Annotated in this window: 26 protein-coding genes and 1 pseudogene; 17 read left to right on the top strand and 10 right to left on the bottom strand. The window is 72.5% G+C overall.

Annotated elements, in window-relative coordinates; genetic code table 11:
• Positions 1 to 164: 164 nt before the first annotated feature.
• On the bottom strand, positions 165 to 608 hold the full coding sequence (locus HJD23_RS41795; protein ID WP_171116040.1) for an ATP-binding protein: 444 nt from the start codon (positions 606 to 608) through the stop codon (positions 165 to 167).
• Between the two features lie 332 nt (positions 609 to 940).
• On the opposite strand from HJD23_RS41795, the gene HJD23_RS41790 reads away from it, so the two are divergent.
• The 3 genes and pseudogenes from HJD23_RS41790 (at position 941) to HJD23_RS41780 (ending at position 3,049) form a co-directional block, all read left to right on the top strand.
• Positions 941 to 1,162: a hypothetical protein gene (locus HJD23_RS41790; RefSeq protein WP_171116038.1), complete on the top strand. Its 222-nt coding sequence runs from the start codon at positions 941 to 943 to the stop codon at positions 1,160 to 1,162.
• Between the two features lie 53 nt (positions 1,163 to 1,215).
• A pseudogene (locus tag HJD23_RS41785) lies at positions 1,216 to 2,322 on the top strand (ornithine decarboxylase).
• A gap of 268 nt (positions 2,323 to 2,590) precedes the next feature.
• The gene (locus HJD23_RS41780) at positions 2,591 to 3,049 is read left to right on the top strand and encodes a cyclic nucleotide-binding domain-containing protein (RefSeq protein WP_171116036.1); all 459 of its coding nucleotides are present in this window, start codon (positions 2,591 to 2,593) and stop codon (positions 3,047 to 3,049) included.
• 7 nt (positions 3,050 to 3,056) lie between these two features.
• Here HJD23_RS41780 and HJD23_RS41775 read toward each other — a convergent pair whose 3' ends face one another.
• Positions 3,057 to 4,355: an MFS transporter gene (locus HJD23_RS41775; protein WP_240980943.1), complete on the bottom strand. Its 1,299-nt coding sequence runs from the start codon at positions 4,353 to 4,355 to the stop codon at positions 3,057 to 3,059.
• 73 nt (positions 4,356 to 4,428) lie between these two features.
• Positions 4,429 to 5,043, bottom strand: coding sequence for a LysE/ArgO family amino acid transporter (locus HJD23_RS41770; protein WP_171116034.1), 615 nt, complete (start codon positions 5,041 to 5,043; stop codon positions 4,429 to 4,431).
• A 92-nt stretch (positions 5,044 to 5,135) separates the two neighbouring features.
• On the opposite strand from HJD23_RS41770, the gene HJD23_RS41765 reads away from it, so the two are divergent.
• Positions 5,136 to 6,035, top strand: a complete 900-nt coding sequence (locus HJD23_RS41765) for a LysR family transcriptional regulator ArgP (protein ID WP_171116032.1) — start codon at positions 5,136 to 5,138, stop codon at positions 6,033 to 6,035.
• 56 nt (positions 6,036 to 6,091) lie between these two features.
• Here HJD23_RS41765 and HJD23_RS41760 read toward each other — a convergent pair whose 3' ends face one another.
• Both HJD23_RS41760 and HJD23_RS41755 read right to left on the bottom strand, forming a co-directional pair.
• Positions 6,092 to 6,541 (bottom strand): DUF6098 family protein, encoded by a 450-nt coding sequence (locus tag HJD23_RS41760; RefSeq protein ID WP_171116030.1) that lies wholly within the window; start codon positions 6,539 to 6,541, stop codon positions 6,092 to 6,094.
• Positions 6,542 to 6,645: 104 nt separating this feature from the next.
• The gene (locus HJD23_RS41755) at positions 6,646 to 7,434 is read right to left on the bottom strand and encodes a hypothetical protein (protein WP_240980942.1); all 789 of its coding nucleotides are present in this window, start codon (positions 7,432 to 7,434) and stop codon (positions 6,646 to 6,648) included.
• Between the two features lie 72 nt (positions 7,435 to 7,506).
• Between HJD23_RS41755 and HJD23_RS41750 the strand changes: the two genes are divergently transcribed.
• The gene (locus tag HJD23_RS41750; RefSeq protein ID WP_171116028.1) at positions 7,507 to 7,857 is read left to right on the top strand and encodes a DUF488 family protein; all 351 of its coding nucleotides are present in this window, start codon (positions 7,507 to 7,509) and stop codon (positions 7,855 to 7,857) included.
• Between the two features lie 57 nt (positions 7,858 to 7,914).
• On the opposite strand, the gene HJD23_RS41745 is transcribed toward HJD23_RS41750, so the two are convergent.
• Complete coding sequence (locus HJD23_RS41745; RefSeq protein ID WP_171116026.1) at positions 7,915 to 9,588, bottom strand: FAD-binding dehydrogenase; 1,674 nt, start codon at positions 9,586 to 9,588, stop codon at positions 7,915 to 7,917.
• Positions 9,578 to 10,249 carry a TetR/AcrR family transcriptional regulator gene (locus HJD23_RS41740; protein WP_171116024.1) on the bottom strand — a complete coding sequence of 224 codons (672 nt, stop codon included), beginning with the start codon at positions 10,247 to 10,249 and terminating at the stop codon, positions 9,578 to 9,580. The genes HJD23_RS41745 and HJD23_RS41740 overlap by 11 nt, the downstream gene beginning before the upstream one ends.
• A gap of 146 nt (positions 10,250 to 10,395) precedes the next feature.
• Between HJD23_RS41740 and HJD23_RS41735 the strand changes: the two genes are divergently transcribed.
• The 5 genes from HJD23_RS41735 to HJD23_RS41720 are packed head-to-tail and all read left to right on the top strand — an operon-like array spanning position 10,396 to position 14,305.
• The gene (locus HJD23_RS41735) at positions 10,396 to 11,022 is read left to right on the top strand and encodes an alpha-ketoglutarate-dependent dioxygenase AlkB (RefSeq protein ID WP_171116022.1); all 627 of its coding nucleotides are present in this window, start codon (positions 10,396 to 10,398) and stop codon (positions 11,020 to 11,022) included.
• Between the two features lie 59 nt (positions 11,023 to 11,081).
• Entirely contained in the window at positions 11,082 to 12,029 is a 948-nt protein-coding gene (locus HJD23_RS41730; RefSeq protein WP_346770330.1) for an acyltransferase, read from the top strand.
• A gap of 51 nt (positions 12,030 to 12,080) precedes the next feature.
• Entirely contained in the window at positions 12,081 to 12,263 is a 183-nt protein-coding gene (locus HJD23_RS45120; protein WP_346770329.1) for a hypothetical protein, read from the top strand.
• A gap of 50 nt (positions 12,264 to 12,313) precedes the next feature.
• A complete protein-coding gene (locus HJD23_RS41725; protein ID WP_171116020.1) occupies positions 12,314 to 13,060 on the top strand; it encodes an MBL fold metallo-hydrolase in 747 nt (248 codons plus the stop codon).
• A gap of 9 nt (positions 13,061 to 13,069) precedes the next feature.
• Positions 13,070 to 14,305 (top strand): DUF4032 domain-containing protein, encoded by a 1,236-nt coding sequence (locus tag HJD23_RS41720; protein WP_171116018.1) that lies wholly within the window; start codon positions 13,070 to 13,072, stop codon positions 14,303 to 14,305.
• Position 14,306: 1 nt separating this feature from the next.
• On the opposite strand, the gene HJD23_RS41715 is transcribed toward HJD23_RS41720, so the two are convergent.
• On the bottom strand, positions 14,307 to 15,176 hold the full coding sequence (locus HJD23_RS41715) for a universal stress protein (RefSeq protein WP_171116016.1): 870 nt from the start codon (positions 15,174 to 15,176) through the stop codon (positions 14,307 to 14,309).
• A gap of 61 nt (positions 15,177 to 15,237) precedes the next feature.
• Here HJD23_RS41715 and HJD23_RS41710 point away from each other — a divergent pair, with 61 nt between their 5' ends.
• From HJD23_RS41710 to HJD23_RS41680, 7 genes are all read left to right on the top strand, one after another.
• The gene (locus HJD23_RS41710) at positions 15,238 to 15,591 is read left to right on the top strand and encodes a VOC family protein (protein ID WP_171116014.1); all 354 of its coding nucleotides are present in this window, start codon (positions 15,238 to 15,240) and stop codon (positions 15,589 to 15,591) included.
• Between the two features lie 140 nt (positions 15,592 to 15,731).
• Positions 15,732 to 17,408 (top strand): FAD-dependent oxidoreductase, encoded by a 1,677-nt coding sequence (locus tag HJD23_RS41705; RefSeq protein WP_171116011.1) that lies wholly within the window; start codon positions 15,732 to 15,734, stop codon positions 17,406 to 17,408.
• Positions 17,405 to 18,865 carry an ATP-binding protein gene (locus HJD23_RS41700; RefSeq protein ID WP_171116010.1) on the top strand — a complete coding sequence of 487 codons (1,461 nt, stop codon included), beginning with the start codon at positions 17,405 to 17,407 and terminating at the stop codon, positions 18,863 to 18,865. Before HJD23_RS41705 ends, HJD23_RS41700 begins: the two co-directional genes overlap by 4 nt.
• A complete protein-coding gene (locus HJD23_RS41695; RefSeq protein WP_171116008.1) occupies positions 18,862 to 19,218 on the top strand; it encodes a UBP-type zinc finger domain-containing protein in 357 nt (118 codons plus the stop codon). The genes HJD23_RS41700 and HJD23_RS41695 overlap by 4 nt, the downstream gene beginning before the upstream one ends.
• A gap of 363 nt (positions 19,219 to 19,581) precedes the next feature.
• Positions 19,582 to 20,952, top strand: coding sequence for a CAP domain-containing protein (locus tag HJD23_RS41690; protein ID WP_171116007.1), 1,371 nt, complete (start codon positions 19,582 to 19,584; stop codon positions 20,950 to 20,952).
• A 78-nt stretch (positions 20,953 to 21,030) separates the two neighbouring features.
• Positions 21,031 to 21,708, top strand: a complete 678-nt coding sequence (locus tag HJD23_RS41685) for an AIM24 family protein (RefSeq protein WP_171116005.1) — start codon at positions 21,031 to 21,033, stop codon at positions 21,706 to 21,708.
• A 183-nt stretch (positions 21,709 to 21,891) separates the two neighbouring features.
• Complete coding sequence (locus tag HJD23_RS41680) at positions 21,892 to 23,157, top strand: streptophobe family protein (RefSeq protein ID WP_171116003.1); 1,266 nt, start codon at positions 21,892 to 21,894, stop codon at positions 23,155 to 23,157.
• A 223-nt stretch (positions 23,158 to 23,380) separates the two neighbouring features.
• On the opposite strand, the gene HJD23_RS41675 is transcribed toward HJD23_RS41680, so the two are convergent.
• Both HJD23_RS41675 and HJD23_RS41670 read right to left on the bottom strand, forming a co-directional pair.
• On the bottom strand, positions 23,381 to 25,720 hold the full coding sequence (locus HJD23_RS41675; protein WP_171116001.1) for an FHA domain-containing protein: 2,340 nt from the start codon (positions 25,718 to 25,720) through the stop codon (positions 23,381 to 23,383).
• Between the two features lie 74 nt (positions 25,721 to 25,794).
• Entirely contained in the window at positions 25,795 to 26,205 is a 411-nt protein-coding gene (locus HJD23_RS41670; RefSeq protein WP_171115999.1) for a hypothetical protein, read from the bottom strand.
• Positions 26,206 to 26,502: the final 297 nt, after the last annotated feature.

The raw sequence follows: 26,502 nt of genomic DNA, 5'->3' as shown, positions 1-26,502 counted from the left end.
TCTTTTCAGGGACTTCAGGGACTGTCCGCGGGAAGGGTGCCGGCCCCGATCACCCGGAGGCCCCGGAGCGCATACCGCTCCCCGCTGGCGCGCCTCCGGTCCGAAGCACGAAACTGCGTCTGCCCTGGAGCCGGAGCAACAAACTCCGGGCATCCGAAAGTCGCTCAGAAAACGGGCACCGCCGCGGTGATGCGCTTGCCGCCCGTGGGCAGGTCGGCCACCCGGACGTCGCATGCCAGCCGGCAGACGATCGGCCAGCCGCGTCCTCCGGTCCGCCGTCGCCCCTCCTCGTCGACCGGCGCGACGACCACCGGCAGCCGGTCGCTGCGGTCGCTCACGGAGACCCGCACCTCGTGCCCGACGACATCGACGTCGACGCCGGTGATGCCACCGCCGTGCAGGATGGCGTTGGTGGTCAGTTCCGAGGCGACGAGGAGCGCGTCCGAGAGCCTTTCCTCGTCGCAGGGGTTGCCGGTGGCCCGGCATCGCCCCGCCACCGCGTGCCGCACCGCCCGGCGGACATCGGCCGGACGGCACCCTCCACCTCGGCCGGGCCGGACCTGTCCGGCCGGTTCGCCTTCGGGTGCGGTCCACTGTTGCGCGCTCACTTCTCAGCTCCCTGACTGATCGACTCGTGGAGCAACCACTGAGTGGAAAGAAACGGCTCTGTCCGGCGCTGCCCGTATTAGGGCGTGTTTCGAAAGTCCCGTCTGGCCCGCGACGCCTGGCACGGCGCCTCGCTGCGTTGTCGGGGTCGCCCGCGTACGCCCAGTACGCGGGCGACCCTCCGCCTTGCGATGCACCGCACCAGACGCCGCGGGCCTCGCCCTCCGGGCGGACGACGCTACTTTCGAAACACGCCCTAGTCGGCTCACCCCCTTGGGCCACACCAAACCCGCGCCCCGGCCATCGATGCCGGACACGGGGGTAGGTGGAGAACATGACCGATGTCGTGGACTCAGACGAGCTGTTGCGGCGCATCCAGCGCGGCCGGGCGTGCGCGGAACAGGAGGAACGCTCGTGGCGGGCGCGCAGTGAGGCCCTGGAGCCGACGGACCCGGCCGGAGCCCGTGAGGCTGCGGTGCGGCGGCTGGCCTACGAGGCGGTGCTCAGGGTGCTGGACGAGATCCTGACGCCCGGCCGGCACGCCGAGGTGGGCTGACCGGTCACCGGGCGGCCGGATGGCCGGCCGGGGTGCCGGGAACCCGTCCCCCCATGTCCGTCGATCACACCAGAGCACCCGTGCTGGAAGCCCTCGCCGAGTACCGCCGTACGGGGCGGTTGTCGTTCACCCGGCCCGGGCACAAGCAGGCCCGGGGCGCAGACCCCGCCGTGCGCGATGTGCTGGGGGACGCGGTGTTCCTCGGTGACGTGCCGGCGTCGGGCGGTCTGGACGACCGGCTGGGCCGGGGCCGGGTGCGGGTGCGGGCCGAGGAGCTGATGGCCGACGCGGTGCACGCCGACCCCACCTTGTTCACGACGTTCGGTAGTTCCCTGTCCGTGATGGCGGCGATGTCGGCCGTCGCGGGTCCGCAAGCTGCTGATCGAGCGGGACGCCCACAAGTCCGGGTCCGAGCCCCGCTGGGACCCGGAGCGGCGTCTGGCGCATCCGCCGTCCGCCGAGGAGTTCGCCCGGGCGTTCGCCGAATATCCGGAGGCCAAGGGCGCGCTGGTCACCAGTCCGACGCCGTACGGCGGTTGCGCGGACCTGCGGGCGATCGCCGAGGTCTGTCACCGGCGCTCGGTCCCGCTGATCGTGGACGTGGCGTGGGGCGCGCATCTGCCGTTCCATCCGGGCGGTGTTCCTTCCGCAGGGCGGCCTGGTGGCGCCCGAGTCGCTGAGGCTGCGCCCCGGGCTGCTCAGCACGACCAGCCCGTCGGTGCTGATCCATGCCGGACCGGGCGGCCGGCGCCGCCAGATGGCGCTGCGCGGGCGGGAGCTCTTGGGCGCCGCCGAGGACCTCGCGGCGGACGTCCGGGCCGCCGTCGAGGCGATCGACGGGCTGGACGTGAACGACCCCGCCGACTCCTGCGGGCCGGGCCTGGCCGACGACTTCGACCCGCTGCCCGTCGTCATCGACGTCGACGTCGACGGGGCTCGGGATCACCGGGTTCCAGGCCGCGGACTGGCTGCGCGAGCACCGGGACATCGAGGCGCATCCGACCGACCGACCCGGAGACGACCGGCGAGCTGCTCAATTCGGCCCGACGCAGGACGTGCCCGTGTCCTCGGCGGCCGGTCGGGTCGCCGCCGAGATGATCAACATCCCCGACCCCAGCGACCCTCAGCTGGACACGGTCCGGGTGGTGGCAGAGCGATGACCTCACATGCGCGAGGACAGCGAAGTGAAACAGGTCACGTGACCGGCCTACGGGTGGGTAACACACCTCCAGATGGTTTATCGTTCATACATACGTGGTGACGGGGTCGACGACCTCCTCCTCCGTACACCACCCCCCAACGGCCCTGGCTGGCTTCCCCCGTCCAGCCAGGGCTTTTCCATGCGCCAACGTGCTCCGTGCGCCCGGAGCCGCTGAAATGGGCATAGGAACAGCACCGGGTCCGACCGCCGGCGAGGAGCCTTGCGCCATGACCAGAGCGACGAAACTGCTGCCCGCCCTGCCTCCGCCGCAGCGAGAGCGCCTGATGACGCTGGCGCGGGAGGTGTCCTTCCCCGAGGACAGCCGGATCTTCGAGGCGGGCGGCACGGCCGACCGCTTCTGGGTGATCCGCTCGGGCGCGGTCTCCCTCGACCAGCAGGTGACGTCCGTACAGCGGGTGACCGTGGCCAGCCTCGGCGCGGGCGATCTGCTGGGCTGGTCGTGGCTGTTCCCGCCGCACCAGTGGGACTTCGGCGCGGAGGCCTTCAGCCCCGTGCGCGCCTACGAGTTCGAGGCGGGGCCGGTGCTCGCGCTGTGCGAGCAGGACCCGCAGCTCGGCATGTCGCTGGTCCGGATCGTCGCCGAGATCCTCGCGTACCGGCTGGAGATGACCCGCGGCCAGCTGATGGAGCAGTACACGATGCACCGGCGCGGCGGCAGCCACTAGGGCTCGGTCAGACGCGGTACCGCCGCAGGTCCGGTACCGCCGCGGCCAGGGTCAGCATCACGGCGACGACCAGCACGCCGCCGCCCACGACGGCCGTGCGGGCGCCGAAGGCCGAGCCGGCCGTGCCGTGCAGGGCGTCGGCGAGCCGGGGGCCGCCCGCGACGACGACCGTGAAGACGCCCTGCATCCGGCCGCGCATCTCGTCGGTGGCGGCGGACAGCAGGATCGCGCCGCGGAACACCATCGAGACCATGTCGGCGACACCGGCGGCGGCCAGGAAGGCCACGGCGACCCACAGACTGGCGCTCAGCCCGAAGCCGGTGACGGCGACGCCCCAGGCGACGACCGCGCCGATCACCATCCAGCCGTGCCGCCGCGCCCGCGAGAAGGTGCCGGAGAACAGTCCGCCCGCCACCGCGCCGATCGGGATCGCCGCGAACAGCAGACCGAGGGCGAGGCCCTCGCCGTAGGGGGCGTACGTCTGCGCGGCGAGTTGCGGGAACAGGGCGCGGGGCATGCCGAGGACCATCGCCACCACGTCGGCGAGGAAGGACAGCAGCAGCACCTTGTGCAACGCGATGTAGCGGAAGCCGGCCACGATCTCCCGTACCCCGGCGCGCCGCGTCACCGTGGCCGCGAGCGGCGGCAGCGCGGGCAGCCGCAGCACCGCCCAGACGGCGAAGCACAGCGCCAGGGCGTCGATCAGATACAGCTCGGGCAGGCCGATGACCGGGATGAGGGCACCGGCGAGCAGCGGCCCGGCGACCAGGCCGGTCTGCATGACGGTCGAGCCGAGAGCATTGGCGGCGGCCAGTTCGTGCTCGGGGACCAGCCGGGCGATGGAGGCACTGCGGGCCGGGGCGTTCAGGCCGAAGAAGGCCTGCTGGGCGGCGAGCAGCACCATCAGGACGGCGACCGAGTCGAGGCCGGTGGCGGCCTGGAGCCAGAAAAGCACCGAGGTGACGGCTATGCCGCTGTTGGTGATCAGCAGCAGCTTGCGGCGGTCCATGCTGTCGGCGACCGCACCGCCCCACAGCGCGAACACCACCAGCGGCAGCAGACCGGCGAGGCTCGCGTAGCCGACCCAGGCCGAGGAGCCGGTGATGTCGTAGATCTGCTTGGGCACGGCGACCGCCGTCAGCTGGCTGCCGACCGCCGTGACGACGGTCGAGGCCCACAGCCGGCGGTACGCCGGGCGGCGCAGGGGGCGGGTGTCCATCGCCCAGCGCCGCCACCCGCGCCGGGGCGGCCGGGCCGGGCCGGGATCCTCTGCGGGGTGCCCGGTGCTGCTCTCGCTCGTTTCCACGCGCTTCCCGGTTGCTCGTTACATCTGTCGGAACCGGCGATCACTATCGCAGGCCCTGTGGAAGCGCCCGGGCTCAGCTCCCGGCGATGAGCATGACCCCGAGGGCGATCATGGTCGCCGCGACCAGTCCGTCCAGCACCCGCCAGGCGGCCGGTTTGGTGAGCCAGCGGCCGAGGAGCCGGGCGCCGAAGCCGAGCGCGGCGAACCAGCACAGGCTGGCCGTCGCGGCGCCGATCCCGAACGTCCAGCGCAGCGCGCCCTGGTCGGCGGCGAGCGAGCCCAGCAGGAAGACGGTGTCCAGGTAGACGTGCGGGTTGAGCCAGGTCATCGCCAGACAGGTGAGCACCGCCCGCCGACGCGACCCGGCGGTGTCCCCCTCCGTCCGCAGCGCTCCCTGGGGTTTCACGACCCGCCGGGCGGCCAGGGCGCCGTAGCAGAGCAGGAAGGCGCCGCCGATCCAGCCCACCACGGTCAGGGCGCCCGGCCAGGCCACCACCACCGCGCCGACCCCGCCGACCCCGAGGGCGATCAGGGCGGCGTCGGAGAGCGCGCAGATGCCGACCACGGCGAGGACCGCCTCCCGGCGAACCCCCTGACGCAGGACGAAGGCGTTCTGGGCGCCGATGGCGACGATGAGCGTGAGGCCGGTGCCGAATCCGGCGGCCGCGGCGGAGAGAGCGTGGGACATGCCATCGACGCTACGGAGGCGATCACCGTAGGTACAGCTAAAGATTCTTACGTACCCTTAGCGCAGGTAATGCTGACGGAACGGGCACGGTGATGACGGAGCTTCCCCTCGACCAGGTGCGGACCCTGCTGGCGGTCGTCGACGAGGGCACCTTCGAAGCGGCCGCCGCCGCACTGCACGTGACGCCGTCCGCGGTCAGTCAGCGGGTCAAGGCCCTGGAGCAGCGCACCGGGCGGATCCTGCTGATGCGGACCAAGCCGGTACGTCCGACGGAGTCCGGCGAGGTCGTGGTGCGGCTGGCGCGTCAGCTGGCCCGGCTGGAGCTGGACGCGCGCGCCGACCTCGGGATGAGCGGTGCCGGGGAGGCGACCCGGGTGTCCGTCGCGGTGAACTCGGACTCGCTGGCGACCTGGTTCCTCCCGGCGCTCACCCGGGTCCCCGAGGAGCTGCGGCTCTGCTTCGAGTTGCGCCGCGAGGACCAGGACCACACGGCGGCACTGCTGCGCGAGGGCCTGGTGATGGCCGCGGTGACGTCGTCGTCGGTGCCCGTGCCGGGCTGCTCGGTGCGGGCGCTGGGCATCATGCGGTACGTCGCCGCGGCCCGCCCCGACTTCGCCGAGCGGCATCTGGACGGGCCGCTGCACGACCGGCTCCCGGACGCGCCGGTCGTGGTCTTCGACCGGCGGGACGACCTCCAGGACGCGTTCGTCCGCCGGCTGCGGCGCGGCAGCGGCGGCGCGAGCGCGGTACGGCACTTCGTGCCCACCTCGGACGGCTTCGTCGAGGCCGTCGCCGCGGGCCTCGGCTGGGGCCTGGTCCCGGAGGTCCAGGCCGAGCCGCTGCTGGCCTCGGGCCGCCTGGTCCACCTGGCGCCCGACCGGGCGGTGGACGTACCGCTGTACTGGCAGCAGTGGAAGCTGGACTCGCCCGCGCTGGCGGCGGTGGCGCAGGCGGTGACGGCGGCGGCCGCGCGGGCACTGCGTACGGGGTGACGGCCGGGCGAGGGCGGCGCGGACCGGACCCGGCGCACCGGACACGGGCCGGGGTGTCACCTGCCCGTCCGCCGCAGCGGCCCCCAGGTGTTCTCCTGCCGTTCCACCTCCGCCCGGGCCTCCTCGATGACCCGGTGCTCCACCCAGCGCATCGGCTGCACATCCGCCACCAGCGGCTCGTTGTCCGGCCCCCGCCCCCGCTCCCGCCCCTTGAGCACCCAGGGGCGGACGCCGGGCCCCTTGTCGTGCGGCAGATGGGCGTAGTCGTACAGCCTCCGTGCCACCCACAGCTCCACCGGCCGCCCCTCCCACCACTCCTCGACGTCCAGCGGATTGGCCGACAGGCCCGTCATCGGGACGCCCGTCAGGTCGTCGGTGCTGGAGACCGACGGAAGGTCGGCATCGGGGCCGCGTGACCAGCGGACGTACAGGCCCTGGTGCCGTTCGACCAGCCCGGCGAGCTCGGCGAGGGTGTGTACGACCGGCAGGTCGTCCGGTGCGCTCATGGCGGGCCTCCCTCCTCGGCGTCCGGCGACCGAAGTACCCGAATGGGGCGAGCGGAATCGGATGAGAGGCCTCCGGTTGCCTGCGCCGACCGGTCGCAAGGTGCTCAGCGGGCCAGTGCGGCGGCGTCGCCCATGACGACCACGGGGTGCCGGTCGGGGTCCAGCGCCCGCAGCAGTTCCTTCATGTGGGCCCGGCCGAGGCTGACGCAGGCCTGGGTGGGCCCGCCGTGGTCGACGTGGAACCAGACGCCGCCGCCGCGCTCGGGGCCGAGCGGCCGGGTCCAGTCGAGGGGCGAGGTGCCGGGCTCGCGGTTGTAGTCGATGGCGACCACGTAGTCGAAGGAGCCGGCCAGCGGCTCGCCCTCGAAGCCGGAACCGGTCGCCGTGAACCCGGTCGAGTGGTCGTACGGCAGCCGGGTCCCGGGGTCGGGGAGCAGCCCGCCGGCGTCGGTGAGGGTGTAGACACCGATGGGTGAGCGCAGGTCGCCGAGCCGGTGATGGTCGGTCCAGCCGCGCAGCGCGTTGTGCGCGGGCCAACTCCTGCGCGCCTGCCAGCCGGCCGGGGTGCGCTCGTACAGGACGACGTCGGACACCGGGGAGTCCCTGCCCCGGCCGGTCACCACGACGGCCTGGCGTGCCTCGGCGGGCACCTGGGCCCGGGTCGCGGGGCCGAGCCCGGGCAGCTGCCGTGGGGCGCTCCCGAGGGAGTGCTCGGGGCTGGGCGCGGGCGCCTTGGCCTCGGCGGAAGCGACGGGCCCGTGCGCGGGCGCCGCGTCCGTGCCCTGGGCGCCGCACGCCGTGAGCAGCAGGGCGGCGGGCAGCAGGAACCGGCAGGTGCGTCTGCTCCTGTGTCGACCTTGGCCGACACAGGTGAGGAACCCTTCGGGTTCCACGGTTCCCTCCACTGGCCCGGCGTACGCTCCCGTCACACCTCTCCCCGTTCGAAACGTCGAAAGGCTTCCCGCATGAGTGTCCGTGTCCGCCGAGTCTACGAACCGCCGGAGTCCGAGGACGGCGTGCGGGTCCTGGTCGACCGGCTGTGGCCGCGCGGCCTGGCCAAGGACGCGGCCCGCGTGGACGAGTGGCCCAAGGACATCACGCCGTCCACCGAGCTGCGCCGCTGGTATCACGCGGGCGAGGGGTCGTACGAGGAGTTCGCGCGCCGGTACGAGGCGGAGCTGGCCGAGCCCGAGGCGGCCGAACTCGTGGAACGAGTGCGCGACTTGGCGGCCAAGGGCACCGTGACACTGGTGACCGCCTCGAAGAACCTGGAGCAGGGCCACGCGGCGGTGCTGGCCCGCCTCCTTCAGTCCTGAGGAACGCCCTGAGGAAAGCCCTGAGGTCAGTGCTGAGGAGGCGGGTCCGAGCCGGTCTCAGCCGGCCTGCCGGGCCGCCGCCCGCCCCGCCGCACGGCCCGAGAACAGGCAACCGCCGAGGAAGGTGCCCTCCAGCGCGTTGTAGCCGTGCACGCCGCCCCCGCCGAAGCCGGCCACCTCGCCCGCCGCGTACAACCCGTCGACGGGCTGTCCGTCGACGCCCAGGGCGCGGGAGTCCAGGTCGGTCTGGATGCCGCCGAGCGTCTTGCGGGTCAGCACATGCAGCTTGACGCCGATCAGGGGCCCTGCCGCCGGGTCGAGGATGCGGTGCGGGGTGGCGACGCGGCCGAGGCGGTCGCCGATGTAGCGGCGGGCGTTGCGGATGCCCTGCACCTGGGCGTCCTTGCTGTAAGGGTTGCCGATCTGAAGGTCGCGGGCCTCGATCTGACGTCGTATCACCTCGGCGTCGAGGAGCGGCTTGTCGGTCAGGCCGTTCATCTTCTCGACGAGTTGTTCGACGGTGGGTGCGGTCACGAAGTCGGCGCCGTTGCGCAGGAACGCCGCCACCGGGCCGGGCGCGCCCTTGCCGAGGACGCGTTCGCGCAGGAAGGCGGCGCGGTCCTTGGCGGTGATGTCGGGGTTCTGCTCGGAGCCCGACAGCGCGAACTCCTTCTCGATGATCCGCTGGGTGAGGATGAACCAGGAGTGGTCGTGACCGGCGACGTCCTCGGTGGTGCGCAGGTACTTGAGCGTGTTGAGGGTGTCGTAGCCGGGCAGGCAGGGGTCGGGCAGCCGGCGGCCGAGGGCGTCGAACCACATCGAGGACGGGCCGGGCAGGATCCGGATGCCGTGGCCGGGCCAGATCGGGTCCCAGTTCTGGAGGCCCTCGGTGTAGTGCCACATGCGGTCGCGGTTGACCAGCCGTACGCCCGCCTCGGCGCTGATGTCGAGCATGCGGCCGTCGACGTAGGCGGGGACGCCGGTGACCATCTCGGTGGGCGGGGTGCCGAGCCGTTCGGGCCAGTAGCGGCGGACGATGTCGTGGTTGGCGCCGATGCCGCCGGTGGTGACGATCACCGCCTGGGCGGTGAGTTCGAAGTCGCCGATGACATCGCGGTTGGAGGCGACGCCGCGCGGGGAGTTGTCGTCGGCCAGCACGGTGCCGTGTACGCCGCGGGCGGCGCCGTCCTCGATGACGAGCCGGTCGACCCGGTGGCGGTGGTGGAAGGTCAGCAGCCCGTCGCGGGCGGCCTGCCTGGCGTACCGCACGAACGGCTCCACGACCCCCGTGCCCGTGCCCCAGGCGATGTGGAAGCGGGGCACGGAGTTGCCGTGACCGTGGGCGCGCAGGTCACCGCGCTCGGCCCAGCCGACCGTGGGCAGGAACTTGATGCCGTGCCCCTCCAGCCAGGACCGCTTCTCCCCCGCCGCGAACTCGACGTAGGCCCGCGCCCAGCGCACCGCCCAGGAGTCCTCGTCGTCCAGCCGGTCGAATCCGGCGCTGCCCTGCCAGTCGTTCCAGGCGAGGTCGAAGGAGTCCTTCACGCCGAGCCGCCGCTGCTCCGGCGTGTCGACGAGGAACAGCCCGCCGAAGGACCAGAACGCCTGCCCGCCGAGGTTGGCGGCGTTCTCCTGGTCGACCAGCGCGACCCGGCGGCCCCGGCTGGTGAGTTCATGCGCGGCGACCAGGCCCGCGAGACCGGCTCCGACGACTATGACGTCAGCGTCCATGGCGAGAGGTTCCCTTTCTCCTACGGCGTTCGTCCGACTGTTCGGGCTTGCCGCTGCCGTCGGTCAGCAGCGCGGTGAGCAGCTGCTTGAGCCACGCGCGCGCGTGCTCGACGTCCTTGTCCAGCAGCAGTTGGGTGGTGACCCCGTCGTACGCGGCGACGACCGCGTGGGCGGCGGAGTCGATGTCGCCCAGTACGGCGGGCAGTTCGGTGTGGCTGGGGACGGCCCGGGCGAGCCGTTCGGCGATCGCGCCGCGCAGCCGTGCCCGGTGCTCCAGCAGGGACTGTGCCACGGCCGGGTCGCGGGCCGCGTGCACCAGGAAGTCGGTCTTGACCAGCAGCCAGTCCAGGTCGAGGAGCAGCACCTCGGTGACCCGGTCGACGGCGGCGGGCACGTCGAGGTTCGGTCCGTCCTGGGCCAGCGCCCCGGAGACCTGCTTGGCGATCAGGTCGGCCCGCTGCCGGTAGAGGGCGAAGAACAGCTCGTCCAGGCTGGCGAAGTTGGAGTAGAAGGCGCCCCGGCTGTACCCGGCGGCCTCGCAGACCTCCTCGATCGACACCCGCCCGAAGCCCTTGGCCGCGAACACCTCGAACGCGGCGTCCAGGAGATTGGCGCGCGTGCGGACGCGACGCCTGGTCACCCGCCCGGCTGTTCGCTCCATGTCCGGCCTCCGTTCGATACGCGAATGTATCCGATACAGGAATGTATCCATAGGGCCGCGACGCCCTGCAGTGGACGCACCGCCGAACCCGCCATCACGCCATCACGCCATCGAACACACATTCCCATCAGAGGTACGCTGAGAGCATGGCCATGCACCTCCAGGGCTCGCTCTTCGACCAGACCGACGAGGTCCGGCTCGGCCCGCTCGACGGGCTGCGCCGCATCGCGCTCGGCTCCGGCGCCTGGATCGACGTACTGCCGGGGTGGCTGAGCGGGTCGGACACCCTGTTCGAACAGCTGGCGACCGAGGTGCCGTGGCGGGCCGAGCGCCGCACGATGTACGACCACGTCGTCGACGTACCTCGGCTCCTGGCGTACTACGGCGCGGACGACCCGCTGCCGCACCCGGTGCTGGCCGAGGCACGGGACGCGCTGTCCGCGCACTACGCCGACGAACTGGGCGAGCCGTTCGCCACGGCGGGTCTGTGCTACTACCGCGACGGCCGGGACAGCGTCGCCTGGCACGGCGACCGGATCGGGCGCGGGGCCCGCGAGGACACGATGGTCGCGATCCTCTCCGTCGGCGCACCCCGTGACCTGCTGCTGCGTCCGATGCACGGCGGCGGGACCGTCCGGCGCCCGCTCGGGCACGGCGACCTGATCGTGATGGGCGGCTCCTGCCAGCGGACGTGGGAGCACTGCATACCGAAGTCCACGCGCGCGAAGGGGCCACGGATCAGCATCCAGTTCCGCCCGCACGGCGTGAACTGAGCCCGCGGAACGCTGTCGTCCCCGCGTGGCCCTCCCCCACACTGGGGGCGGGGGACTCCATGGGCACGCAGACCGAACGGCCACGGCGCGGTGAGCTGGACGCCCTGCGCGCCCTCGTCGTGCTCGGCCTGGTGTTCTTCCACGCCGCGCTGGTCTTCTCCCCCGACGACGACTTCTACGTCAAGAACGCCCGGACCACCGATGTCGTGACCGTCGTCGTCGGGTTCGGCGTGGTGTGGGCGATGCCCCTGCTGTTCCTGGTCGCGGGCCTCGGCGCCCGGTACTCGATCCGCCGGCGCGGCCCCGGCGGCTTCGCCCGCGAACGTCTGCTGCGCCTCGGCGTGCCGCTGGTCTTCGCGACGCTCGCGCTCCTCCCGGTCCCGCAGTGGCTCCGGCTGCGCGCCGCCGACCCCGGTTACGACGAGTCGTACGGGCACTTCTGGCCGCGCTTCTTCGACGTGCGCCCCGACCCGGCCGACTTCCCCTTCGTCCTGGAGGGCGAGCACTTCGAGACCGGCCATCTGTGGTTCGTGGTCCTGCTGCTCGTCTTCTGTCTGCTCCTCGCCCCGGTCGCGGCGCCGCTGGCGTCCGTCGCCGAGCGTGCGGGGGCGGCGGTGGCGCGCCGGCCGCTCCTGCTGCTGTCGCCCGCGCTGCCGCTCGCCGCGATCAACGCCCTGCTCGGCATGGAGGAGAGCTTCGCGGGCTGGCACCGGTGGGCGTATCTGCTGTTCTTCCTCTACGGCTTCGCCCTCGCCGACGACGAGCGGACCCGCGCGGCGATGCGCCGTCTAGCCGTGCCGGTCGGCGTGCTCGGGCTGGCGTTGTTCGCGGGGACCGCGCCGGGGTTCCTCACGGTCGACGACCCGTTCACCGACCAGACTCCGTTCGCGCTGTGCACGCGGGCGCTGTTCGGGGCGGCGGGCTGGTGCTGGGTGGTGGCGATCCTGGGGCTGCTGGACCGGCCCCGGAAGGACGCGGCGCGGTCCGGTCGCAGGTCGGGGGCGTGAGCGTACGTCGCCCTGGCGGCGCTGCCGCTGTATGTGCTGCACCAGCCCGTCGTGGTCGCCTTCGCCTACGGGGTGGTGGGCTGGCATGCGCCGATGGCGGTCAAGTACGTGGTCATCGTGGCCGCTTCGCTGGCGGTGATCCTCGTGGTGTACGAGGTCGGGGTGCGGCGGACGCGGGTGACGCGCTTCCTGTTCGGAATGCGGACGGACCCTCCGGCGAAGCCGGCGTCGTGATCTGCTTTGCTGTCCCTCGTCGGGCGCGGACCTCACCATGCGGGACGATCATGCGGGCGGATGTGCAGCAAGTCGCCGACGGCACCTACCTGGTGCACGGCAGCAACACGAACTGGGTGATCCTCAAGGACGGGGACGCCGTCACACTGGTCGACACCGGGTACCTCGGGGACCGGCAGCGGCTCCTCGACTCCCTCGCGGCGGTGGGGAGCTCACCGGAGGCGGTCGCCGCGGTGCTGATCACCCACGCCCACAACGACCACCTGGGCTCGGCGGAGTATCTGCGCGAGACCTACGGCACGCCGGTGTATCTGCACGAGGCGGAAGTACCGCACGCCCGCCGGGAGTTCCTGCACCAGGTGTCCGTGGGCCGGGTGCTGCGCAACGGCTGGCGTCCGGGTGTGCTGCCGTGGGCGGTGCACGCCATCCGGTCGGGCGGCACCGCGCACGTCCCGGTGAGCTCGCCCCAGCCGTTCCCGGCGCCGGGCCCGCTGGATCTGCCGGGGCGTCCGGTGCCCGTGCACACCCCCGGCCACACCGCCGGGCACTGCGTGTTCCATCTGCCCGGGGCCGGTGCCGTGATCTCCGGTGACGCCCTGGTCAGCGGCCACGCGACCTCGCGGATCAAGGGCCCGCAGCTGCTGCCCGACATGTTCCACCACGAGCGCGCCCGGGCCCTGGCCTCGCTGGAGCTGATCGAGGGCCTCGCGGCCGACGTCCTGCTGCCCGGGCACGGGCCGGTCCACCGGGGTGCCGTACGGGACGCCGCCCGCCAGGCAGGGGAACGGGCCGTCTAGGCTCCCGCCATGGCTTTGCAGATCAGCGCCACCAACCCGGAGCACCCCGCACTCCTGCTGGAGCTGCCGTGGCACCTGCCGCTGGAGGAGTGGCCGGAGGAACACCTCGTGCCGCTGCCCCGCGGTATCTCCCGGCACGTGGTGCGCTACGCCCGCGCGGGCGGCGAGGTCGTCGCCGTCAAGGAGCTGGCGCAGCGGCCCGCCCTGCGCGAGTACGAGCTGCTGCGCGACCTGGACCGGCTCGGCATCCCCGCGGTGGACGCCCTCGGCGTGGTCACCGGCCGCACGGACGCGGACGGCGGCCCGCTGGAGTCGGTGCTGATCACCCGGCATCTGGGCGGCTCGATGCCGTACCGGTCGATGTTCGAGACGACCATGCGCCCGGCGACCATGCACCGGCTGATGGACGCGCTCGCGGTACTGCTGGTGCGGCTGCACCTGGCCGGGTTCGCGTGGGGCGACTGCTCGCTGTCCAACACCCTGTTCCGCCGGGACGCCGGCGCCTACGCCGCCTACCTCGTCGACGCCGAGACCGGCGAGCTGCACGCCCGCCTCAGCGACGGCCAGCGCGACTACGACCTCGACCTCGCCCGCGTCAACATCAGCGGCGAGCTGCTCGACCTGGAGGCGTCCGGCGCGCTGCACCCGTCGGTCGACCCGATCGAGTTCGGCACGGAGATCTGCGCCCGCTACCACGACCTGTGGCGGGAGCTGACCCGGACCTCGGTCTACCCGGCGGGCCAGTACCACTACATAGAGCGCCGGATACGCCGCCTGAACGACCTCGGTTTCGACGTGGCCGAGATGCAGATCGAGCACTCCTCGAACGGCGACACGGTCACCTTCGTGCCGAAGGTCGTCGACGCGGGCCACCACCAGCGGCAGCTGCTGCGGCTGACCGGGCTGGACACCGAGGAGAACCAGGCCCGGCGGCTGCTGAACGACCTGGAGAGCTGGATGGCCACCCAGGACGACTACGCGCCGGGCGACCCCCTCGCCGCCCGCCCGGAGGTGCTCGCCCACCGCTGGGTGCGGGAGGTGTTCCGGCCGACCGTGCGCGCCGTGCCGCCCGAGCTGCGCGGCACGATGGACCCGGCCGAGATCTACCACCAGCTGCTCGAACACCGCTGGTACCTGTCCGAGCGGGCGCAGCACGACATCGGCATCGACACGGCCGTCAAGGACTACGTCGAGAACATCCTGCCGCGGGCGCGGGAAACGCTTGAGGCACCGGTGTCCGACTGACTCACGCGGGCGGTACGACCACCACCGGGCACTCCGCGTGATGCAGGACGCCGTGCGCCACCGAGCCGATCCGCGCGCCCACGGCCGTACGGCGGGCCCGGCGGCCGACGACCATCAGCTGGGCGCGCCTGGCCATCGACAGCAGCACCTGCCCCGCGCTGCCCATCTCCACGTGCTGCACCACCGGCACGTCCGGGAACCGCTCCCGCCACGGCTGCAACGCCTCGGCCAGCGCCTTGATCTCGTACGGCTCGGGCCCGCCCGCCTCGTCGAGCAGCTTCAGCGAGCCGGGGCTGTAGGCGAACACCGGCGGCAGCGTCCAGGCCCGCACCGCCCGCACCGTCGCCCCGCGCGCGGCGGCCGTCTCGAACGCGAACCGCAGCGCGGCGGCGCTGTCGTCCGCGTCGCCCTCCTGCCCGACGACGATCTCGCGGCCGTCCACCTCGGTCGCGGCACGGTCCCCGGACCGCACCAGGACGACCGGGCGGACCGTCTCGGCGATCACCTGCTGCCCGACGGAGCCGAGCAGAAAGCCGACGACCCGGCCGTGCCCGCGCGAGCCCAGCACCAGCATCTCGGACTCGGCCGCCGCGGCGGTGAGGGTGCCGACGACGTCGGCCTCCACGATGTCGGTGGTCACCTCCAGGCCGGCGTACCGCCCGCTGACGGTCCGCACGCCCGCGTCCACGGCGTCCCGCACCCACCGGGCCTGCGTCTGCCGGTCGCCCTCGACGGCCTCGTGCGGCTCGTACCGCCAGGCGTGCACCACACGCAGCGCCAGTCCGCGCCGGACGGCTTCGCGGCCTGCCCAGGCCAGTGCGGCGAGGCTCTCCTCCGATCCGTCGACCCCTGCGGTGATCGGCCGCGTCATCCGGCTGCCTCCTCGTGTCGCTTTCACATCCGTCCCGCTCAGTCTTCCCTACGCTGCCGGCATGAGCCTCGAATGGGAGCAAGTCAACGTGGACGCCGCCGATCCGGTCGCCCTGGGGAGCTGGTGGGCGGAGGCGCTCGGCTGGGTCGTGGTCAACGACTCGGCCGAGGAGTTCGAGATCCGGCCCGCCCCGGACCGGCTGCCGGGGCTGCTCTTCGCACCGGTGCCGGAGGGCAAGTCCGTCAAGAACCGCCTGCACCTCGACTTCCGCCCCGACGACCAGGAGGCCGAGGTCACCCGCCTCCTCGCCCTCGGGGCGCGGCCCGCGGACGTCGGACAGGGCGAGCAGACATGGGTGGTGCTCACGGACCCGGAGGGCAACGAGTTCTGCGTTCTGCGATCGTGGCGCCATTGAGCGGTCGCGGCACCATTGAGCGGACCCCGCCATTCCCCCAACCCGAGCGAAGCCGGACGAACACACATACGATGGCCGGGCCGGCGCGGTGACAACGGGGCCGCCGTGCACTGGCACCGACCGCTCGGGGTGGGAGACGTATGGCACAGGCCGCCGACACAGCGCGGACCGTCATCATGACCGTGGACGACGACCCGGGAGTCTCCCGTGCCGTCGCCCGCGATCTCAGGCGGCGCTACGGCGAGTCGTACCGGATCGTGCGCGCGGAGTCCGGCGAGTCCGCGCTGCAGGCGCTGCGCGAGCTGAAGCTGCGCGGCGACCTGGTGGCGGTGATCCTGGCCGACTACCGGATGCCGCAGATGAACGGCATCGAGTTCCTGGAGCAGGCCCTGGACGTGTATCCGGGCGCGCGACGGGTGCTGCTGACCGCGTACGCGGACACCAACGCGGCGATCGACGCGATCAACGTCGTCGATCTCGACCACTACCTCCTCAAGCCGTGGGACCCGCCCGAGGAGAAGCTCTACCCGGTCCTGGACGATCTGCTCGACGCGTGGCGGCGCAGCGACTACCGGCCCGTGCCCAGCACCAAGGTCGTCGGGCACCGCTGGTCGGCGCGCTCCACGGACATACGGGAGTTCCTGGCCCGCAACCAGGTGCCGTACCGCTGGTACTCGGCCGACGAGCCCGAGGGCCTGCGGCTGCTGGCCGCCGCCGAGGCGGACGGGCAGCGGCTGCCGCTGGTGATCACGCCGGACGGCACGCCGCTGGTCGAGCCGGAGGCCCCCGAGCTCGCCGCCCACGTGGGGCTGGCGACGACACCGACCGCCGACTTCTACGACCTGGTCGTCATCGGCGGCGGCCCGGCCGGGCTCGGCGCGGCCGTGTACGGGGCGTCGGAGGGGCTGCGGACGGTGCTCGTGGAGCGGTCGGCGACCGGCGGGCAGGCCGGGCAGAGCTCGCGCATCGAGAACTACCTGGGCTTCCCGGACGGCGTGTCGGGCGCGCAGCTCACGGACCGGGCGCGGCGGCAGGCGGCCAGATTCGGCGCCGAGATCCTCACCGCGCGCGAGGTGACTGGACTGGAGGTCAGCGGGGCCGCCCGGGTCGTACGGTTCGCGGACGGCTCGGCGGTCGCCGCGCACAGCGTGATCCTGGCGACCGGTGTGCAGTACCGGCAGCTTCAGGCGCGGGGCTGCGACGCGTTGAGCGGCTGCGGGGTGTACTACGGCTCGGCGCTGACCGAGGCGGCGGCCTGCCAGGGCCACGACGTGTACATCGTGGGCGGCGCCAACTCGGCCGGGCAGGCGGCGATGTACCTGGCCCGGGGCGCGAAGTCCGTCACCCTGCTGGTGCGCGGGCCGTCGCTGTCCGCGTCGATGTCCTACTACCTCATCCAGCAGATCGAGCAGGCGCCGAACATCTCGGTGCGCTGCGGCACGGTCGTCGAGGCCGCGCACGGCACCGAGCACCTGGAGCAGCTGACGCTGCGCGACGCGGCGACCGGGCAGACCGAACTGGTCGACGCGCAGTGGCTGTTCGCGTTCATCGGCGCGGCCCCGCTGACCGACTGGCTGGACGGCACGGTGCTGCGCGACGAACGCGGGTTCATCCTGGCGGGCCCCGACCTCACGCCCGACGGGCGGCCGCCGGCCGACTGGGAGCTGGACCGGCCGCCGTACCACCTGGAGACCAACGTTCCCGGCGTGTTCGTGGCGGGCGACGCGCGTGCCGAGTCCGCGAAGCGGGTCGCGTCCGCCGTCGGGGAGGGCGCCATGGCCGTCATGCTCGTCCACCGCTATCTGGAGCAGTCATGAGCGGTCAGCCGATGCCGTGCGACGCCGAGGAGATCGGCTCCCTGTTCCTGTTCGAAAAGCTCAGCCCCGAGCAGCTCGGACGGCTGTGCGCGGAGGGGCAGGTGCAGCGGTTCGAGCCCGGGCCGGTGTACACCGAGGGCGAGCCCGCCACCTGCTTCTACGTGATGCTCGAAGGCACGGTCGTGCTGTACCGCCGGGTCGGCACGGACGACGTGGAAGTCACCCGCACCTCGCAGCGCGGGGTGTACGCCGGGGCCATGCAGGCGTACATCGGCGACCGTGTCCGGCAGGTCTACAACAACTCGATGCGGGTGACCGAACCGACCCGGTTCTTCGTGCTGCCCGCCGACACGTTCGCCGGCATCATGCAGGAGTGGTTCCCGATGGCGGTGCACCTCCTGGAGGGGCTCTTCTTCGGTGCGAAGAACACCCAGCGGATGGTCGGCCAGCGTGAACGGCTGCTGGCGCTCGGCTCGTTGTCGGCCGGGCTGACGCACGAGCTGAACAACCCCGCGGCGGCGGCCGTACGGGCGACCGCGACGCTGCAGGAGCGGGTGGCGAAGATGCGGCACAAGCTCAGCATCATCTCCGCGGGCACCTACAGCCGCGAGGCGCTGGCGGATCTGATCGAGATCCAGGAGCGCACGGCCGAACGCGTCGCCAAGGCACCCGCGTTGAGTCCGCTGGAGGCCTCCGACCGTGAGGACGCCGTCAGCGACTGGCTGGACGACCACGGCATCCCCGACGGCTGGCGGCTCGCGCCCACCTTCGTGCAGGCCGGGCTCGACCCGGACTGGCTGGACCAGGTGGCGGCGGCCGTGGACGAGGAGATCCTGCCGGGCGCGATCGGGTGGCTCAACTACACGGTCGAGACCGAGCTGCTGATGGACGAGATCAAGGACTCCACGACCCGGATCTCGCAGCTGGTGGACGCGGCGAAGCAGTACTCGCAGCTCGACCGCGCCCCCTACCGGATGGCCGACGTGCACGAACTCCTCGACAGCACCCTGCTGATGCTGTCGGGCAAGATCGGGCAGCGGATCAAGGTCGTCAAGGACTACGACCATACGCTCCCGAAGATCCCCGCCTACCCGGCGGAGCTCAACCAGGTGTGGACCAACCTGATCGACAACGCGGTCGCCGCGATCAACAGCGCGGGCGGCGAAGGGGCGTTGACCGTCCGCACGGGGCTCGACCACGACCGGCTGCTGGTGGAGTTCCGCGACACCGGTCCCGGGGTGGCGCCGGAGATCCGGGACCGTATCTTCGACCCCTTCTTCACCACCAAGCCGGTGGGCGAGGGTACCGGGCTCGGCCTGGATATCTCCTGGCGGATCGTGGTCAACAAGCATCACGGCAGCCTCCAGGTCGAGTCCGTGCCGGGCGACACGCGGTTCCAGGTGCTGCTTCCGCTCACCGCCGCCGAGGACGAGACGGCCTCCGAGGAGTCGGCATGACCAGTGACATCAGCGGTATCGACCCGAGCGTCCCGCCCAGCGGCACCGGGTGCGTGGAGTGCGACGAGGCCGGGGGGTGGTGGTTCCATCTGCGGCGCTGCGCCCAGTGCGGCCACATTGGCTGCTGCGACTCCTCACCCGCCCAGCACGCCACCGCGCACTACAAGGCCACGGGGCATCCGCTGATGCGGAGTTTCGAGCCGGGTGAGGAGTGGTTCTGGAACTTCGCGACGGGGCAGATGTACGAGGCCGGGCCCGAGCTGGCGCCGCCGGTGAGCCATCCCGCCGACCAGCCGGCGCCGGGACCGGCCGGGCGGGTGCCTGCGGACTGGGCCCGGGCGTTGCGGGGTTGAGCGCTCTCGAACTCCCCGCTGTCGCGAATAAAGGCGTTCACCTCCTGGCGTACGGCTCCGGCGGCCGGGTCCCATTCGCCCGTCGTCCGATTGGGCGTGCGCCGCCGGGACGGCCGTCGCGAGGCCCGCCGTGAGGGCCAGGACGACGACGGTCTCAGGCCGCGTGCGGGCAGGACGGAGTACGAGGGTGACATGACCTCCTGCGCGGGAGGTCGAGGGCATAGGGTTGGTGGCTGATCGAAGGGCTCGCAGGAGCCGCCCTCCGGTGGTGACGTCACCGGGAACCGCCGCTCGCCGGTGCACGTTGTCCGGTCGACACCCCCGGACCTCTGACCACGACGAGCACACCAGCAGGGCGGCGCCATGAGCGAGTTGGTCCCCGGAGGCAATCTGCCGCTCCCTCGCGGCGCCTTGACCGTACGGGTTCCCGGCCCCTTCGACGTGTCCGCGCTCATCACCGACGACGACGGCAAGGTGCGCGGCGACGGCGACTTCGTGTTCTACAACCAGCCGTCCGTGCCGGGAGCCGTCCTGCGCGGCGACACGCTCACTGTCGACCCCGGGCGGCTGCGCGCCGGAGCCACCCGCGTCACGGTCGTCGTCAGCCCCGCCGACCCCGGCACCCCGCTGGGCCGACTGCCCGTCCCCACGCTGTTCGTCACCGATCCTGAGGGCCGCCACCTTGCCCGGTTCACTCCCCCGAGCCCCGGCCAGGAGACGGTCCTTCTGCTCGCCGAGCTGTACCGGCGCGGCGCGGGCTGGAAGGTGCGTGCCCTCGGGCAGGGGTACGCCGACGGACTGGCGGGCCTGGCCCGCGACTTCGGCGTGGACGTACTGGACGACGACACGCCGTCCGCGGTCCCGCAGAGCACCCCCACGGCCACGACCGGCCGGGCGAACACCCCCGCCGCCGTCACCCGCCCTACGGCCACACCCCGCTCACCGTCCGCCCCCGACCCCCACGGCCACCTCACCCTCATCAACTCCGCCCGCGCCCAGGCGGGTTCGCCACCGGTCTCCCTCGACGCCCGCCTCACCACCGCCGCCCAGCAGCACGCCTCCGCGATGGCGGCCGCGGGCCGACTCGGCGTGGAGAGCCCGGACGGTGTGGCCGTCTACCAGCGCGTGGCCGCCGCCGGATACCCGTACATCACCATCGGCGAACACCTGGTCTCCGGCCCGCGCACGCCCACCGAGTTCATCGACTACTGCCTGCGCACGGACGGCCCGCGCCGCACGCTCCACGACCCGGCGTTCACACACGCCGGACTGGCCCACGTCAACGGCGGCCGCTCCGGGGCCACCTACTGGACCGCGCTGTGGGCCAGACCGCTCACCCCGGCCGACCTCACCCGCACGGCGGCCGACGTCATCGACCTCACCAACCACGAACGCGCCCGCGCCGGTCTGCCGCCCCTGTCCCCCGACCCGGTGCTGACCAGGGCCGCGCAGGCGCACAGCGCCGACATGGTGGCCCGGGACTTCTACTCCCACACCGCCCCCGGCGGCAGCCAGCCCTGGGACCGAGCCGCCGCCGCGGGCTCCACCCGCCGCTCGATCGGCGAGAACATAGCCTGCGGCCAGCGCTCCCCCACCGAGGTGGTGACCGGCTGGATGAACAGCCCCGGTCATCGCGCCAACATCCTCAAGCCCGGCTTCACGCACATCGGCATCGGTTTCGCCGGCGGCGGCCGGGCGGGGACGTACTGGACCCAGCTCTTCGGCGGCGGGTGAGCGGCGACGCTCCGGCACGCCGCCCGCGGTTCGCCCGGCAGTGTTGGCAGAACGACATACACCGGACAGGATGCCCGCATGAAGGGTGACCTCTTTTCCAGCGAGCACATGGTCCAGCCCGCGCAGGCGCCGGGCATGACCGTCGAGAACGCCAAGTGCATCAGATACGCGGTCAACGGCGAGATGCTGGCCCGGCAGGGCGCGATGATCGCCTATCGCGGCAACCTGGCATTCGAGCGCAAGGGCCAGGGCGTGGGCGGCATGCTCAAGCGCGCGGTCACGGGCGAGGGGCTGCCCCTCATGGCGGTGCGCGGCCAGGGCGAGGCCTGGTTCGCGCACGAGGCGCAGAACTGCTTCGTCGTCGACATCGACCCGGGCGAGGAGTTCACGGTCAACGGCCGCAACGTCCTGTGTTTCGACGCCTCGCTGTCGTACCGGATCGCCACGGTGAAGGGTGCGGGCATCACCGGCGGCGGGCTGTTCAACAGCGTCTTCAGCGGACAGGGCAGGCTCGGGCTGGTGTGTGACGGCAACCCGCTGGTCATCCCCGTCTCGGCGCAGTATCCGGTGTACGTCGACACGGACGCGGTCGTCGGCTGGACCGCGGGCCTGCAGACGTCCCTGCACCGCTCGCAGTCCATCGGGTCGATGCTGCGCGGCGGTTCCGGGGAGGCCGTACAGCTCGTGCTCCAAGGAGAGGGATACGTCGTCGTACGACCGAGCGAGGCGACCCCGCAGAGGGCCCAGCAGCACTGAGGGCAGTGGCGGCTCGCCCGCCCGGCAGCGCGGCTCGCTCGCCCGCGTGGGACACCACCCGGTGCGCCGCCGCCCCGCCGTCTGAGGGGAGGCGTCCGCGGCCTGCGGGCGTCGCAGGGCGCCCGCGAGCGCGGGCGGACCTCCCAGCGCGCGCCCGGGGCCGGTGCTGCTTAGCGTGGCAGGGTGAGCGCGCGGGCCCTCTCCGACCAGGCACTGTCCCGTCCCGGCTGGGTGCAGGCCGTGGTCGTGGTGCTGGCCGGGCTGGTCGCCATGGGTGTCACCGCCACGCTGGGCCTGTGGGCGGCCGGGGCGGCGGACCTGCCGGACGGGGCGTTTCCCCGGGTGGTCGCGGCGACCGTCGTGACCTCGGTGGGCGGTGTCGTCGAACTGTCGGGAGATGTCGGAGGCCTCGCCGAGACGGCGGCGGGGCTGACCGTGATCCCGCTGTCCGTGACGCTGGTCGGCGCGCTGGTGATCGCGGCGGGTTTCCTGAGACCGCTGCGGCACCGGGCGGTGGCGGGTGCCGGGGAGCTGGGCGCGTGGGCCGGGAAGGTGGCCGTCCTGTGGCTGCTGGGGCTGCTCGGACTGGCCCTGGGGGCCCGGCAGACCTTCCGGATCTCGCTCGGCGAGGGCGCGATCTCCGACATCGGTGATCTGCTGGGTCTCACGCCGGAGATCGGCTTCACCACGGACGTGCCGCTGTCCCTGTTCTTCGGTCTGCTGTGGCTGGTGGGTGTGCTGGCGCTGGCCCTGCTGGTCTCGCGCGGCGCCCCGCTGCCGGGCCGGCTGCTGCGCTGTCAGGAGTCGGTGCGCCCGGCCGCGTACGCGATGGTCGTCCTGCTGCTCGCCTACGTCGTACTGGGGCTTGTCATCGGCCTGATCGTCGCGGCGACCCGTGGGCATGCCGCGGAGACCTTCGCCGTGCTGCTGCTCGGGCTGCCGAACCTGGCGTGGCTCGGGCTCACCCTCGGCCTGGGCGCCACGTGGGACGGCCGGGTGGAGGGGCCGTTCGAGCTGCCGATGCCACACGAGCTGGACCAGGTGCTGCGCTCCTCGGACGTCCAGGCCGTCAACGTCGGCACGCTCTCCGACCACGACGGCCGGTGGTGGTGGCTGGTGGTCGTGGCGGCGGTGCTGGTGCTCGGGGCCGCGTTCGTGATGGCGGCCCGTTCACCGGCCCGGGTCCGGCTCTGGCAGCACGCCGTGCACATGGCCGTCGCGCTGGCCCTCACCGTGCTCATGATCTGCCTGGTCGGCCGGATCTCCGCGTCCTACGGCCTGTCCGTCCTCGGCATCGGCGACCTGGGCGGCGACCTCGCCGGTGAACTGTTCCTGCGGCCGCGGATATGGACCGCGCTGGGGCTCGCCGTGCTGTGGGGGCTGGCGACCGGCTTTCTCGGCGGTCTGCTGGCCAAGAGGGTACGGCGACGGGGCCTGACGCCCCGCTGATCGGTGGCCGATCGCCGCGTGCGGCGTGGCGGCGATGGCTGGGCGTCGGGGCAGGCGGCCTTGCGGGCGCCGGGATGCCGGGCGGGCGGGGCTGAGGATGGAGCACTCCGTCACCGGCCGCACCGGTCCGGTGCGGCCGACGCGTGACGAGGCCGCTCGACGAGCTGGACCGGCAGAGCGGGCCGGGGGGACGGTGGGCCGGAACGGTCGCCACGGCGGGCGCCTACTTCCGCATCACGGCGGGCTCGCGGCGGCGTAGCAACTGGTGGACGACGCAGCCGAACGCCACCGAGAGGGCGCCGAGCATGCCGATGTCAAGCAGCCACACCCCGGCCGTGTGGTCGAACAGCGGGTCGCCGCTCAGCTCGCCGGGCGACAGCCGGCCCAGGTCGACGGTGGCGGCCATCGCGGCGAACGCCCACCGCGCGGGCACCAGCCAGGCCAGCTGTTCGAGCCCGGGCACGCCGTCCAGCTGCAACAGGGCGCCGCAGAAGACGACCTGGACGAGGGCGAGCAGCACCAGCAGCGGCATCGTCACCTCTTCCTTGCGCACCAGCGCGGAGATCAGCAGGCCGAGCATCATCGAGGTGAGCGCGAGCAGGGCGACGGCCACCGTGATCTCGATCAGCGGCGGCATCAGCACCCCCTGCCCGCCGGGCGCGTTGAGGTCGACGCCGAACAGGGCGACCAGGGTCAGCACGACGGCCTGCAGCACGGTGACCGTGCCGAGCACGACGGCCTTGGACGCGAGGTACGCCGATCTGGACAGGCCCACGGCCCGTTCCCGCTGGTAGATCACACGTTCCTTGACGAGTTCGCGCACCGCGTTGGCCGCGCCGGTGAGCACGCCGCCCACACAGAGGATGAGCAGCGTGTTCAATGCCGATCTGCGGTCCAGCTCGCCGCCCGCGAGGGCGCGGGCCATGCCGCCCATGACGAAGGGCAGCGCGATCATGACGACCAGGAAGGTGCGGTCGGCGCCGAGCACGGCCGTGTAGCGGCGGACCAGCGTGCCGAGCTGGGCGGCCCAGCCGCGCGGCCGGGGCGGCGGGCCCACGGCGACCGGGCCCTCTTCGGGCTGCTCGGGCTGGACGGTGGCGTCGGCGATGTACTGCCGGTGGAAGGGCGAGTCACGGTATTCCCCCGCCCAGTCCCGGTGCTGGTCGCGTTCGAAGGCCTCGAAGGCCTCCGGCCACTGGGTGAAGCCGAAGAAGGCGAGGGCGTCGCCGGGCGGGCCGTAGTAGGCGACCCTGCCGCCCGGGGCGAGGACGAGGAGCCGGTCGCAGACGTCGAGACTGAGAACGCTGTGCGTGACGACGATGACGGTCCGGCCGTCGTCGGCGAGGCCGCGCAGCATGTGCATCACCGAGCGGTCCATGCCGGGGTCGAGTCCGGAGGTGGGCTCGTCGAGGAACAGCAGCGATGGCTTGGTCAGCAGCTCCAGGGCCACGCTGACCCGCTTGCGCTGGCCGCCGGAGAGGCTGTGCACGGGCTGGTGGGCACGCTGCTCCAGACCGAGTTCGCGGATCACCTCGTCAACCCGGGCGCGCCGCTCCGCCTGGGCGGTGTCGTGCGGGAAGCGCAGCTCCGCGGCGTAGGACAGGGCGGCGCGGACGGTGAGCTGGGCGTGCAGGATGTCGTCCTGCGGGACCAGGCCGATGCGGTGCCGCAGCTCGGCGTAGTCGTGGTAGAGGTCGCGGCCGTCGTACAGGACGGTGCCGTGGTCCGCGGGGCGCAGTCCGGTCAGGGCGTTGAGCAGCGTGGACTTTCCGGCGCCGCTCGGCCCGACGACCGCGAGCAGGCACTTCTCCCCCACCGGGAACGACACGCCGTCCAGCAGCGTCTTGCGGTCGCGGTCGACGGCCACGGTGAGGTCCTGCACGTCGAGGGAGACCTCGCCGGTGTCGACGTACTCCTGCAGCTGGTCGCCGACCAGGCAGAACGCCGAGTGGCCGATGCCGATGATGTCACCGGGGCCGATCAGGGCGCTCGTGACGAGCTGCCCGTTGAGGTAGGTGCCGTTGTCGCTGCCGAGGTCGACGATCTCGTACGTGCCGTCGACGTGTGCGCGCAGCTCGGCGTGCCGGCGGGAGACGATCAGGTCGTCGACGACCAGGTCGTTGTGCGAGGCGCGGCCGATGCGGATGGTACGGGTGGGCAGCGGCCGTACCGAGGTGGGGTGCCGGAAGGTGTGGGTGAGGGCGGGCCGGGAGACCGCCGAGGGGCGCTCCGGGGTGGGGGCGGCAAGGCTCACCAGGACGGCGCGGGGGCCGTCGGTGGGGTTGCCGAAGCGGATGACGCAGCCGGGGCCGACGTCCCACTCCTGGATCCGGTGGCCGTCGGCGTAGGTGCCGTTGGTGCTGTGCTCGTCCTCCAGCGTCCAGTGGCCGTCCACGGGGCGCAGCACCGCGTGGTGCCAGGAGACCCGGGGGTCGTCGATGACGATGTCGCTGTGCGGGTCGCGTCCGACGTGGTAGTCACGGACGGGCCTCATCACGGTGGAGCCCGTCTCGGTCTCCACGACGAGTTCGGGCGCCGTCGACGCGGCCGGCCGCTCCGCCATGGCCAGAATTCTACCGATTCGCTCACATGTACGCCGATCGATGACTGCCCGGTGTGACTCCCCGATGGCACGTGTCAGGCGACAGGAACGACGAGCGCCGGGATGGTGCGCTGCATCCGCAGGGCATCCACGGACTCGGCGAGCAGCTCGTACTCCGTGGTGTCGTCACTGGTGGCGATCCTGACCAGCCGCCCGGCCGCCAACTGGTCGGCGATCAGCTCCTGGTGGTCGGTGTCCGCACACCAGGCGCGCAGCACCGACGGCACATCGGCCACCGAGTCACCGACCGGAATCAGCGCGTTCGGCGGGAACGGCCCGTCGTCGGGCTGCGGATCGAGCCGCTCCGCGATCCAGGTGGCGCGGTCCCGCAGCCACCACAGCGCGAGGGCCAGCGTGGGTGCCCGATAGGTGCCGAGCGGTACGCCGACGCGCCGGCCGTCGCAGAAGCCGTACGCCGTGACATGGCACAGGAATTCGTCGTGCACGTTCGCCTCCCCCGTTGCGTTGCCCGCTGCGGTGATGCCTCGCTTTCGGTGCGGCTCCTGTGCGGTGAATAAAACAGTCCCTGGCGTTCGAGTATCTTCACTCTTGAACCACTGTCACCATGCCTTTCCGGCCAGTCTCCTGGCATATTCACCGCGCGTATTGGCCGGAATGCCACGGGTGAGGAAAGTGCCGGGAGCGTCGGCGCCGGTGCGATCGGCGCGGAGGTGACAACGGTGGCGGCAGTGGAGGCCGTGGTGTCACCGTTCCGGCCACAGGTGGCGATGAGGGACCAGGCG

The sequence above is a fragment of the Streptomyces sp. Z423-1 genome, assembly GCF_013009255.1.
Taxonomy (GTDB): domain Bacteria; phylum Actinomycetota; class Actinomycetes; order Streptomycetales; family Streptomycetaceae; genus Streptomyces; species Streptomyces gossypiisoli.
Note: the sequence above shows the minus strand (reverse complement) of the source record. Positions and strands in the feature narration are given on the sequence as shown.